The sequence below is a fragment of the Angustibacter peucedani genome (genome assembly GCF_054779595.1).
In genome coordinates this window covers 1-11,074 of the sequence record NZ_BAAGXY010000022.1, presented here as the reverse complement: position 1 = coordinate 11,074, position 11,074 = coordinate 1, and the positions used below count along the sequence as shown (strand labels likewise).

At 74.2% G+C, this 11,074-nt stretch carries 11 protein-coding genes; 5 read left to right on the top strand and 6 right to left on the bottom strand.

Features of this window, described 5'->3' with window-relative positions; all coding sequences use genetic code 11:
• The first annotated feature begins 411 nt into the window (after positions 1 to 411).
• Positions 412 to 723, top strand: coding sequence for a hypothetical protein (locus tag ACYVJ4_RS06110; RefSeq protein WP_460459224.1), 312 nt, complete (start codon positions 412 to 414; stop codon positions 721 to 723).
• Positions 724 to 747: 24 nt separating this feature from the next.
• Here ACYVJ4_RS06110 and ACYVJ4_RS06105 read toward each other — a convergent pair whose 3' ends face one another.
• Positions 748 to 1,392: a M23 family metallopeptidase gene (locus tag ACYVJ4_RS06105; RefSeq protein ID WP_460459223.1), complete on the bottom strand. Its 645-nt coding sequence runs from the start codon at positions 1,390 to 1,392 to the stop codon at positions 748 to 750.
• Positions 1,393 to 1,623: 231 nt separating this feature from the next.
• The gene (locus ACYVJ4_RS06100) at positions 1,624 to 2,580 is read right to left on the bottom strand and encodes an esterase/lipase family protein (protein WP_460459222.1); all 957 of its coding nucleotides are present in this window, start codon (positions 2,578 to 2,580) and stop codon (positions 1,624 to 1,626) included.
• Between the two features lie 146 nt (positions 2,581 to 2,726).
• Here ACYVJ4_RS06100 and ACYVJ4_RS06095 point away from each other — a divergent pair, with 146 nt between their 5' ends.
• Positions 2,727 to 3,131, top strand: coding sequence for a cobalamin B12-binding domain-containing protein (locus ACYVJ4_RS06095; protein WP_460459221.1), 405 nt, complete (start codon positions 2,727 to 2,729; stop codon positions 3,129 to 3,131).
• Between the two features lie 12 nt (positions 3,132 to 3,143).
• On the opposite strand, the gene ACYVJ4_RS06090 is transcribed toward ACYVJ4_RS06095, so the two are convergent.
• Complete coding sequence (locus ACYVJ4_RS06090; RefSeq protein ID WP_460459220.1) at positions 3,144 to 5,003, bottom strand: CocE/NonD family hydrolase; 1,860 nt, start codon at positions 5,001 to 5,003, stop codon at positions 3,144 to 3,146.
• A gap of 188 nt (positions 5,004 to 5,191) precedes the next feature.
• On the opposite strand from ACYVJ4_RS06090, the gene sucC reads away from it, so the two are divergent.
• Both sucC and sucD read left to right on the top strand, forming a co-directional pair.
• The gene (gene sucC / locus ACYVJ4_RS06085; protein ID WP_460459219.1) at positions 5,192 to 6,361 is read left to right on the top strand and encodes an ADP-forming succinate--CoA ligase subunit beta; all 1,170 of its coding nucleotides are present in this window, start codon (positions 5,192 to 5,194) and stop codon (positions 6,359 to 6,361) included.
• 17 nt (positions 6,362 to 6,378) lie between these two features.
• Positions 6,379 to 7,278, top strand: coding sequence for a succinate--CoA ligase subunit alpha (gene sucD, locus ACYVJ4_RS06080; RefSeq protein ID WP_460459218.1), 900 nt, complete (start codon positions 6,379 to 6,381; stop codon positions 7,276 to 7,278).
• A 90-nt stretch (positions 7,279 to 7,368) separates the two neighbouring features.
• Here sucD and ACYVJ4_RS06075 read toward each other — a convergent pair whose 3' ends face one another.
• From ACYVJ4_RS06075 to ACYVJ4_RS06065, 3 genes are read right to left on the bottom strand one after another with little or no spacing between them, the layout of a single operon-like run.
• Positions 7,369 to 8,877, bottom strand: a complete 1,509-nt coding sequence (locus ACYVJ4_RS06075; protein WP_460459217.1) for an MFS transporter — start codon at positions 8,875 to 8,877, stop codon at positions 7,369 to 7,371.
• Positions 8,878 to 8,890: 13 nt separating this feature from the next.
• A complete protein-coding gene (locus ACYVJ4_RS06070) occupies positions 8,891 to 9,841 on the bottom strand; it encodes a hypothetical protein (RefSeq protein WP_460459216.1) in 951 nt (316 codons plus the stop codon).
• Complete coding sequence (locus tag ACYVJ4_RS06065; protein WP_460459225.1) at positions 9,831 to 10,358, bottom strand: SigE family RNA polymerase sigma factor; 528 nt, start codon at positions 10,356 to 10,358, stop codon at positions 9,831 to 9,833. Before ACYVJ4_RS06065 ends, ACYVJ4_RS06070 begins: the two co-directional genes overlap by 11 nt.
• A gap of 149 nt (positions 10,359 to 10,507) precedes the next feature.
• Between ACYVJ4_RS06065 and ACYVJ4_RS06060 the strand changes: the two genes are divergently transcribed.
• Positions 10,508 to 11,074, top strand: a 567-nt coding sequence (locus tag ACYVJ4_RS06060) for a cell division protein PerM (protein WP_460459215.1), incomplete at its 3' end; no start/stop codon positions are given.

Sequence of the window (11,074 nt, the reverse complement as noted above, 5' to 3'; positions counted from 1 at the left end):
AGGACAGCGTGCTGTCTCGGGCGGGGGTCGAGACCAGAGAAGTGGGGTAGGACGTCGGCATAACGTGCCCCAATTCTCTGGTCTGGTGCGCGCAGCCGACCATCGAACTGGCAGAGATCGGGCACCGGTGGTTGGCCGGGTCCCTCTTGTCTGCCAGTTCGATGACGTCCGCCCACGCCGCGATGAGTGCGGGCGTGGGTGCGGCCGAGGTGCTGTGATCGCAGCGCAGGCGCCGCACCCATGGCCGCACCGGCGAGGTCGGGCCTCCCCCACCGGGCAGGGGCCCGCCGACACGCGCCCCGGTCACGCTGGGTGCTCACCCGGACGACGGCTCGTCCGGCGTGCGGCGCGTGCCGACGTCCATGTCCTCGGGGCTCGACACGACCACGGAGGTCATCCATGCGCAGGACCATGACGACGATCGGCCTCGCCGCCGCGCTGCTGGTGGGCGGTGCGGGCCCGGCGCTCGCCGCGAACGGCACGCCGCAGCGCCCCGGGGGTGCGGTGGTGCCGGTGGCGCCGTCCGACAACGGCGGCGACAACGGCTGGGGCAACTGCGGCCACAACTCCAGCCGCGGCAACCCGCACAGCGACCCGGCGGGCGGCGGCAACGGCGGCTACAAGAAGGGCGACCCCTGCGGCGCCACGAACCCGACCGACCCGACCGATCCCACGGACCCGACCGACCCGGGTCCGGGCGACGGCGGTCCGGGCGCCAACTAGCCCACCGAGGGGCGGCGGCTCAGCTCAGACGTCGATGCCGTGCGCGCGCAGCCACGGCTCGGGGTTGGTGGGGCCGCCGCCGTCCGGGTGGATCTCGAGGTGCAGGTGCGGACCGGTGGAGTGACCGGTGTTGCCCACCTCGCCGATCATCTGGCCGGGCGTGACCGCCTGGCCGACGGTGACGGCGATGGAGTTCATGTGGGCGTACCAGCTGACGGTGCCGTCCCAGTGGCGGATCTCGACCTTGTTGCCGTAGCCGCTCTGCTGGCCGGCGAAGATCACGGTGCCCGACGACAGCGCGCCGATGCGGGTGCCGATCGGCGCGGCGAAGTCGTCGCCCGCGTGAAGCCGGCCCCAGCGCATGCCGTAGCTCGAGCTGAACCGGTAGCCGTGCACCGGCAGCACCCAGCGGTGCGCGGCCTCGAGGGCCTTGCGGCGCTTGTCCTCGATCGCCTTGCGGGCCTTGGCGCGGCTGGCGCGGGCCTGGGCCTCGGCGCGGGCCTCGCGGGCCTTCTCGAGCAGCTCGGCCTCGGCCAGCTGGGCGCGGGCGTCGGCGATGTGCTGGCGCTCGGTGGCCGCGTCCGCGCCGCTGGTGCGGGGGAGCGGGCCGGTGGTCGCGTCGTTCTCGCTGGCGGCGGCCGCGCCGCCCAGACCCGGGACAACGGCCACGCCGGTGGCGGTCAGCGTCAGGGCCGCGGCTGCGGCGCCCGGGAGCGCCACTCCGCGTGACGACTTCTGGACCTCGGCGCGGTGACGACCGCGGTGGCGGCCTTCGTACGCGGTGCGCTGGGGCACAGGGGTACCTCACGGGGTGCCGGGGACAGGTCCCTCGACCATACGGAGGTCACGCGCTGTGATCAAGTCCGCCGGATCGACACGAGCCGGCGGACCCGGCGGTGATCACGTCCGCCGGATCGAGGTGACCCCGGCGGTCAGCGTGCTGCCGTCGGTGTCGAGCTGGGCGAGCTCGGTGCAGACGCCGTGGACGACGCGCGGGTCGATCGGCAGCGACATGTGCCCGACCCGGCGCACCAGCTCGTTGCGCGCCTGCAGGTCGGGGTGGTCGAGGCGGGCGTTGCGCTGCGGCACGATCATCTGGTCGAGGTCGGACCAGTACGCCACGAACCGCGTGCGGCACGGGGTCGCGGCCGGCTCGTCGAGCTCGGCCAGCACGTCGCTGCCCGGTCGCAGCTGGCGGCACAGCGTGGCGGGCAGCAGGTAGGCGGGCAGCGTGCCGCCGTGCGGCGTGCCGAGGGTGACCAGCGTGTGCACCCGGGTGTCACCGCCGAGCCTCTGCACGTAGTACCGGGCGATCAGGCCGCCCAGGCTGTGCCCCACGACGTGCAGCCGCTCGTAGCCGGTCTCGGCGCACAGCGCCTCGACCTCCTCGGCGAACCGCTCGGCCGCGACGCGCACGTCCCCGGTGAGCGGCGAGTAGTTGAGGGTGTGCACGCGACCGAACCCGCGCCGCATCAGACCGCGGCGCAGCAGCGCGAAGATCGAGCGGTTGTCGACCATGCCGTGCACCAGCAGGATCGGCGTCCCGGCGGCCTCGACGTCCCCGATCAGCAGGCCGCGCTGCACCGGCGGCAGGTGGCCGACGCCGTACTGGTCGTCCTCGCCGGCGCGCGGCCGGGCCAGCGGACCGAGCAGGCCGAGGGGGTAGAGCGCCAGGTGGGTGCTCACCCAGGCCGCCTCGACCGCGGCACCGCGCAGCCCGGACGGCGAGAGCAGGGTCCGTGCACCGCGGGCCACCGTGCGGGACGCCGAGCCGGCTCGCCGGCGCACGTCGCGCGCCGCCCGGTCGACGCGCTGGGCGACCGGGGGAGCGGGGCGCTCGGTGGCAGCGGTGCTCACGGGCGGCGACGCTACCGGCTGGACGGGCCCGGCGCCCGGCAACGCGACGGGTGATTTGCGCGGGCGACCGGGCGGTTACAGTTCCGGTGCAGCCCCGAGCGGCCCGGCACCGGCGCCGGCCGCCCGTGACCAGGAGGTCTCGTCGCATGAGCAGCACCGCACCGGTCCGCGTGGTCGTGGCCAAGCCCGGCCTGGACGGTCACGACCGGGGCGCCAAGGTCGTCGCCCGCGCCCTGCGCGACGCCGGCATGGAGGTCGTCTACACCGGCCTGCACCAGACCCCCGAGCAGATCGTCGAGGCGGCCATCGCCGAGGACGCCGACGTCGTCGGCCTCTCCGTGCTCTCGGGTGCACACATGACGCTGTTCGCCAAGGTCGTGAAGCTGCTCGAGGAGCGCGACGCCAGCGACATCGTGGTGTTCGGCGGCGGCATCATCCCCGAGGGCGACATCCCCGAGCTCGAGCGGATCGGCGTGGCCAAGGTGTTCACGCCCGGCGCGACGACCGCCTCGATCGTCGAGTGGGTCCGCGAGAACGTCCACCCGGAGTAGCCGGACGACGGCTCAGCCGAGCTGCGGCAGGGTCAGCACCGGCGGGCTCGCCGGGTCGACGGTGACCGAGACCGGCTGCGGCACCGGCGAGTTCTTGTACGCGGCGTCCGTGGCCGCGAGCACCAGGCGCAGCCGGTGGCCGGCGGCGACGCGGTGCACGAGCCCGGGAAGCTCGACGTGCACGGTCGTGCCGACGTCCGGCACGCGCGTGGGGCTGATCAGCCGGTTCACCAGCGTGAGCGAGCTGTCGGGCGCCACGTCGTAGAGCTTGGCGAAGACCAGCAGCTTCCCGGCGGGACCGGCCTGCTGGCTGAGCGCCACCGCGGGAGCGGTGAACCGCACGTCGAGCGTCGGGACGCCCACCAGGTCGGCCGTGCGCGACAGCGGGCCCGTCGTCCAGGAGCCGGCGGTGCCGGGCGTGTCGAACGGCGGGGTGATGCCGTCCGGCACCGTCGAGCCCTGCAGCGCCGAGATCTCCGAGAAGCTGGAGGGCACGCCGCCGGGCGGCCCGACCCAGGAGGTCGTGCCCGGCGCCACCGCGGCGCGGGTCGGCACCAGGAAGCCGTCGCCACCCGTCGTCCCGCCGCTCAGGTACCACTTCGTGCCGGCCGCCACGGGGTAGGCCGATGAGGTGCCGAAGGCCGGGGCGGCGTTGCCGGTGTACTTCACCCAGTCGCGGAAGTACGCGAACTGCGGGCCGGTGCTCACGGCCGAGCCCTTGAGGTAGTGGTCGAACCAGTCCTTGATGCGGCCCCCGAGGTACGTGCCCTCGATGCTGCCGCCGCTGAGGTCGAGCTCGCCCGGCGCGGGCGTCGAGCGGCTGTGGCCCCAGGACTGCCAGACCATCTTCACCGGCGTGCCCTGCGCCTTCAGGCCGCGGTAGGTCGCCACCGCCTCCTGCAGGTCGAACAGCGTGTCGGCCTCGCCCTGCAGCAGCAGCGTCGGGATCCGCACCTGCGGCAGGTAGTGGCCGACCGACACCTGGTCGGTCAGCGCGGTCGTCTCGGCGCTGGGGTAGCCGAGCGTGTCGAGCTGCACCTTGGCGGCGCACGCCTCGGTGCGGAAGTTCGGGCAGCCGACGTCCCGGCTCGGGTCGATCGTCGCGCCCTGGACGCCGTCGGCGATGCCCACGCCGAAGAACAGGGACGTCCAGCCGATCTTCTCGGTGCCGGGCGTGCTGGGGGTGCCGCCCTTCAGCGAGGTGTTGTTGGGCGCCAAGGAGTACTGCAGGTCGTTCCAGGTGATGATCGGGACGATCGCGTCCAGCCGCTTGTCGACCTTGGCGGTGGCGAACTGGATCTGGCCGCCGTACGAGCCGCCGACCATGCCGACGCGCGGGTCGTCGCGGCGCGCGACGCCGGCGTGGTCCTTCGTGTCGTGGACGACGACGTCCGGCATCCGGTAGGTGGCGCCGGCGCGCGTCGCGGTGACCGAGCCCCGCGCCAGGAACGTGATGAGCTGGCTAGCCGCGGCGCCGTCGTACGCGGGGTCGTCGAGCGTGATCTTGCAGCCGCTGTCGGGGAAGCCCAGGCCGGTGTACGACAGCACGGCGTAGCCGCGCGCCGCGAAGGCCCGGCCGAGCCCGGCCTGGTCATCCTTGCTGCCGCCGAACCCGTTGGTGGTGAGGATGGCGGGTACCCGGTGCGTGGCGCTCGCGGACGCCGGGAGGTAGAGGTCCGCGTCGACCGTGCACCGGGTCCCGCCACCCGGACCGGTGGTCAGGCTGAAGGTCAGGTCCGGCACGGTCGTCACAGCCCCCAACGCTGTGGCGGCCTGCGCGCTCTGCGTGGCCGGCGGTGAGAGCACCGCGGCCCCGGCGAGCGGGGCGGCGAGCAGGGCGAGCACGGGCAGCAGGCGGGCGGTGCGCGTCATGTCTGACCTCCTGGCCGGTTCAACGAGCCACCGCCCGCCAGGTCACGTGTGCCGTTGGTCGCATTCGGCCGACCGCCGTCGTGCCGTCGTCCAGCACGGGGCTAGGCTCGCTGCGCGAACCCGCCCGAACCACCCCGACGACGTCGTCGCACACGCTCCGGCGCGCCGTCTGCGAAAGGCAGCTACCCGTGGACCTCTTCGAGTACCAGGCGCGCGACCTGTTCGCCGAGCACGGTGTCCCCGTGCTCGACGCCGCGGTCGCCGACACCCCCGAGGCGGCCCGCGCGGGCGCCGAGCAGATCGGCGGCGGCACGGTCGTCGTCAAGGCGCAGGTCAAGGTCGGCGGTCGCGGCAAGGCCGGCGGCGTCAAGCTGGCCCACTCGCCCGACGAGGCCGCCGAGAAGGCCGGCGAGATCCTCGGCATGGACATCAAGGGCCACACCGTGCACCGCGTGATGGTCGCCCAGGGCGCCAAGATCGCCGAGGAGTACTACTTCTCGGTGCTGCTCGACCGGGCCAACCGCTCCTACCTCGCCATGGCGAGCAAGGAGGGCGGCATGGAGATCGAGCAGCTCGCGGTCGAGCGCCCCGAGGCGCTCGCGCGCGTCGCGGTCGACCCGATCGTCGGCATCGACGAGGCCAAGGCCCGCGAGATCGTCGACGCGGCCGGCTTCGCCGACGACGTCAAGGACGCGATCGCCGACGTCGTCCAGAAGCTGTGGGTGGTCTACCGCGACGAGGACGCGACGCTGGTCGAGGTCAACCCGCTGGTCAAGACCGAGGACGGCGCGATCATCGCCCTCGACGGCAAGGTCTCGCTCGACGCCAACGCCGACTTCCGCCACCCGGGCCACGCCGAGCTCGAGGACGCCGCGGCGGCCGACCCGCTCGAGGCGCAGGCCAAGGCCAAGGGTCTGAACTACGTCAAGCTCGACGGCGAGGTCGGCATCATCGGCAACGGCGCCGGGCTCGTGATGAGCACCCTGGACGTCGTCGCGTACGCGGGCGAGGAGTTCGGCGGCGTGAAGCCGGCCAACTTCCTCGACATCGGCGGCGGCGCGTCGGCGCAGGTCATGGCCGACGGCCTGCACGTGATCCTCGGCGACGCGCAGGTCAAGAGCGTGTTCGTCAACGTCTTCGGCGGCATCACGGCGTGCGACGCGGTGGCCAACGGCATCGTGCAGGCCCTGCAGATCCTCGGCGACGAGGCGACCAAGCCCCTCGTCGTCCGGCTCGACGGCAACAACGTCGTCGAGGGGCGACGGATCCTCAGCGAGGCGGCGCACCCGCTCGTCACGCTGGTCGACACCATGGACGGCGCCGCCCGCAAGGCGGCCGAGCTCGCGGCCGCGAAGTAAGGGACGGACCACACCTCATGGCAATCTTCCTGACCGAGAACAGCAGGGTCATCGTCCAGGGCATGACCGGCTCCGAGGGCCGCAAGCACACCCAGCGCATGCTGGCGTCGGGCACGAACGTCGTCGGCGGCGTGACCCCCGGCAAGGGCGGCCAGAGCGTCGAGTTCGACGACGGCGTGCAGGTGCCGGTGTTCGGCTCCGTGGGCGAGGCCGTCGAGGCCACCGGCGCCGACGTCACCGTCATCTTCGTGCCCGCCAAGTTCACCAAGGCCGCCGTGGTCGAGGCCGTCGACGCGGGCATCCCGCTGGCGGTGTGCATCACCGAGGGCGTCGCGGTCAAGGACACCGCGGAGTTCTTCACCTACGCCCAGCAGTCCGGCACCACGCGGCTCATCGGCCCGAACTGCCCCGGCCTGATCAGCCCCGGGAAGTCCAACGCCGGCATCATCCCGGCCGACATCAGCGGCCCCGGCCGCGTCGGCCTGGTCTCGAAGTCCGGCACGCTGACCTACCAGATGATGTACGAGCTGCGGGACTTCGGCTTCTCGTCGGCGGTCGGCATCGGCGGCGACCCGATCATCGGCACCACGCACATCGACGCGCTCGAGGCGTTCGAGAACGACCCCGAGACCGATGCGATCGTGATGATCGGCGAGATCGGCGGCGACGCCGAGGAGCGCGCGGCCGCCTACATCAAGGACCACGTGACCAAGCCGGTCGTCGGCTACGTCGCCGGCTTCACCGCGCCCGAGGGCAAGACCATGGGCCACGCCGGCGCCATCGTCTCCGGCTCGTCGGGCACCGCGCAGGCCAAGAAGGAGGCCCTCGAGGCCGCCGGCGTCAAGGTCGGCAAGACGCCGTCCGAGACCGCGCAGCTGATGCGCGACATCATGCAGGGCCTCGGCGCCACCGCCTGACCCTCGTCGCCCCGTGGGGCACCTTCTTGGGAGATCGCCCTCCCAGAGCTGATCTGGGGGCGAGTTCTCAAGAAGGTGCCCTTCGGCGTGTCAGCGGGTGGGAACGGGAGTGGAGAGGCGGCGACGGTGGGCGAGGGCGAGGTCGGCCACGCCGAAGGCGAGCGCCAGCGCCACGAAGGCCAGCGACGCCACCACCGCGGTCGACAGCGCGTGGGCGTAGCGGTCCGGCCCGGACGTCGACCCGGACGTCGAGCCGGACGTCGACCCGGACGTCGCGCCGGCGAGCGCGGCGAAGAAGACCGACCCGATCACGGCCTGCCCGACGGCCGAGCCCATGCGCTGCGCGGTCTGCAGCACCCCGGCCGCGGCGCCGCCCATGCCCGGGTCGACGTCGGCGAGCGACAGCGCCTGGTTGGGCGTGATGATCGCCCCGCTGCCCAGGCCGAGCAGCAGCAGGGGCAGCGCGAGGCGCAGCGCGGCCGTCGCGGCGTCGGTGGTCGGCGTCGTCGTCCGGACGACGACCACCAGCGCGAGCGCACCGGCGGCGAAGACCACGAGCGCGCCGATCACCAGGGGTCGCCCGATGCGCGGCACGAGCCGCCCGGCGACGGGCGCCGCCACCGCCGAGCCGAGCGCGAACGCGGTGACCCCGAGGCCGGACTGCAGCGCCGTCAGCCCGAGCCCGAGCTGGTAGTAGAGCGCCAGCACCAGCGGGATGCCGGTGAAGCTGCAGAAGTACAGCAGCGCCAGGGCGACGCCGGCGCTGTACGACGGCTGGCGGAACAGCCGCAGGTCGACCAGCGGGTCGTGCCGCGCCCGGGTCAGCCGCCACTCGCGCCGCAGCAGGGCCGCGCCCAGCGGCAGCGCCGGCAGCAGCAGCCAGAACAGGCGCGGGTCGCGCACGGTGTCGTACTGCACCGTCGGGTACAGCACGCACAGGGTGGTCAGCCCCAGCAGCACCGCGCCGACGACGTCCAGCCGCGGTCGGGTCGCCCCCTCGGCCCGCGGCGGTGGGTCGGGCAGCCAGCGCCGGGCCAGCACGATCGCGACGAGCCCGATCGGCACGTTGACGAAGAAGACCAGGCGCCAGCCGAGCTCGGGACCGCCGAGCCCGATCAGCAGGCCGCCGACGAGCGGTCCGACCGCGGTGGCCGTTCCGACCGTCGCCCCGATCGCGCCGAAGGCCCGGCCGCGCTCGGCGCCGCTAAACAGCTGCTGCACGATCCCGGCCACCTGCGGGTTCACCAGCCCGCCGAACAGCCCCTGCACGACGCGGGCCACGACGAGCAGCCGCGCGTCCGGGGTGAGGCCGACGACCACGCTGCTCGCCACGAAGCCGCCGACCCCGATCAAGAACATCTGCCGGCGTCCTCGGTCGTCGCCGAGCCGGCCCCCGAGCACCGGCACGAGGCCGAACGCCAGCACGTAGCCGCTCACGACCCACTGCAGCTGGGACGGCGAGGCGTCGGTCGCCCGCCCGATCGAGGGCAGCGCCACGTTGGTAACGCTGACGTCGATGAGCGTCGTGAACAGCGCCAGCTGGCACACCAGCAGGGCCCGCCACCGCCGGTCGTGGTGCGGTCCGGCGGCAGACGTCATGCCGCCCAGTCTGCTAGCGGCTGGCGGCGAACCGCATCTGCAGGCGCGCCTCGTCGGCGACCCGGGTCAGCGCGGCCACGCTCACCGACGAGGTCTCGAACTGCGGCAGGCTGAGGAAGGTGATGGCCGAGCCCTCGCGGGCCAGCACCACCCACTCGACCAGCGAAGAGCCCGCGCCCGTGCCGTAGTCGCTCGTGGTGCGCCAGATCCGCACCGAGCCGGTCTCGTCGTCCACCGCGGCGGTGGTGCTCTCGACGACCTCGGCGTTCGGCACCGGCGCGGTCTCGCCGGCGGGCAGGCTCGCGCTGTCCTTGATCGCTTGCGCCCGCAACGCGTCCTGGCAGCGGGGGATCCGGTCGGCGAACGTCGCGGCGGCCGCGGTGGCCGCGGCGTCGTCGGCCAGCAGCCGCACCTTCTGGGTCGCCACCATCGTGCCGTTCCGCTCCTGCACCTGCAGGAACGCGACGTCCCCCTGGATGCTGGTGTCGGGGTCGCACGCGAACCGCGTGACGCTGCCCTCGGTCTCGGTCGGCTCGGCCGAGACCATGGCGTGGCCGCGGTTCAGGTCCGCGCCGCGCCACTGCGGCCCGGGCAGGAAGTACGCCGCCGGCACCGTGCCGCCGCCGGGCGACGCGGGCTTCAGCCTCACCACCGAGCGGTCGGCCGGCACCGACACGGTCGGGGACGAGGTGCCGGACGACGACGGGCCGCCCGTGACGTCGAGCGAGCCGGACGCCGGGGGAGCCGGCCGGGGCGTGCCCACCGGCTCCATCAGCTGGCCCGCGCCGAAGGCCACCGCGGCGACGGCGGCGACGCTGGTGACGGCCAGGCCCACGCGGCGCTGGCGCTGGCGGACGTCGCCGCGGTGCCGCACCTGGCTGGCGGGGGCGAGCGGCGTGGCCCGCAGGTCGTCGCGCAGCCCGTCCAGGGCGCGGGCGAGCGGGTCGCGGGTCTCAGCGGCCATGACGGACCTCCTTCGTGGTGCTCGTGGTGGGACTGCTGTCGTCGAGCGGGCCGATGACCTCGGCGAGGGCGGCGCGGCCGCGGTGCAGGCGCGCCTTGACGGTGCCGACGGGCGAGCCGGTCTCGTGCGCGACCTGCTCGACGGACAGGCCCACGAGGTGGTGCAGCACGATCGCGTGGCGCTGCGCCTCGGGCAGCTGGCGCAGCGCGTCGACCAGGACGACGTGCGCCTCGCCGGGTGCGGCCGTGTGCTCCTCGCGGCCGTGCACGAGCAGGTGCCGCGCCGCCGTCCGGGTGCGCCGCCAGCGCGACACGGCCACCCGGCGCGCGACCGTGCGCACCCAGGCCTCCGGGTCGTCCAGCCCCCGCACGTGCGACCAGCGCTGCCAGGCCCGGGCGTACGCCTCCTGGACGCAGTCCTGCGCCTCGGTGCGGTTGCCCGTCATGGCGTACACGTGGTGCACGACGCGTCGACCCGTCGTCCGGTAGAACTCGTCGAACGACTCCTCGGCGCTCACGTCCGTCACCGCCTGCACCTCCCTCCCTGCTCCGTCACCCATCATCACGCGCGGCCCCGCCGCGCGGTTGCATCGCCGCCGCGGCGCGACACCCCGACCTGGCGCGGGTCCGACGTCCGGGCGCCCGGGGCGGCGACCATGGACAGGACATGAGCCTCCTCGACCGACTGCGCCCCGACTCCCGCCCGTCCGCCGGCGGGTCCGGCCGGGTCCTGGACGACGGCACGCCGGCTCCCGTCCCCCCGCTGATGGCGCTGCTCACCGGGCTCTGGACCGCCGCCGTCTGCTGGCTCGCCGTCACCCTGCCCGCCCTGCTGGCCTGGGCCACCTCGCCGCAGACCACCGCGTCGTGGGACGACGCCGTGCGGGTGTCGACCGACGTCTGGCTGGTGCTGCACCGCGTGGGGCTCGACGTCCCGGGCGGCTCGATCACCATCGCCCCACTGGCCGGCACCGCGCTGCCCGTCTGGCTGTGCTGGGTGGCCGGGCGGCGGATCGGGCACGGGCTCGAGCCGCGCGACCTGGCGGCGGCCGGGTCGCCGCTGCGGGCGGTGGCGCCCTCCGTGGCCGGCCTGTCGGTCGGGTACGCCGTCGTGCTGGTGCTCGGCGCCGCGGTCGCGGGCGGCGACGGCTTCCGGCCGGTCGTGTGGCAGGCGCTGCTCGCCGGTCTCCTGGTCCCCGCGGTCAGCGGCACGCTGGCCGCGCTGCGGGCCAGC

What these genes read in the sequence shown, in the direction of transcription:
- ACYVJ4_RS06110 (WP_460459224.1), top strand. Translation starts at nt 412, where the DNA reads ATGACGACGATCGGCCTCGCCGCCGCGCTGCTGGTGGGCGGTGCGGGC.
- ACYVJ4_RS06095 (WP_460459221.1), top strand. Translation starts at nt 2,727, where the DNA reads ATGAGCAGCACCGCACCGGTCCGCGTGGTCGTGGCCAAGCCCGGCCTG.
- ACYVJ4_RS06090 (WP_460459220.1), bottom strand. Translation starts at nt 5,003, where the DNA reads ATGACGCGCACCGCCCGCCTGCTGCCCGTGCTCGCCCTGCTCGCCGCC.
- sucD (WP_460459218.1), top strand. Translation starts at nt 6,379, where the DNA reads ATGGCAATCTTCCTGACCGAGAACAGCAGGGTCATCGTCCAGGGCATG.
- ACYVJ4_RS06075 (WP_460459217.1), bottom strand. Translation starts at nt 8,877, where the DNA reads ATGACGTCTGCCGCCGGACCGCACCACGACCGGCGGTGGCGGGCCCTG.
- ACYVJ4_RS06070 (WP_460459216.1), bottom strand. Translation starts at nt 9,841, where the DNA reads ATGGCCGCTGAGACCCGCGACCCGCTCGCCCGCGCCCTGGACGGGCTG.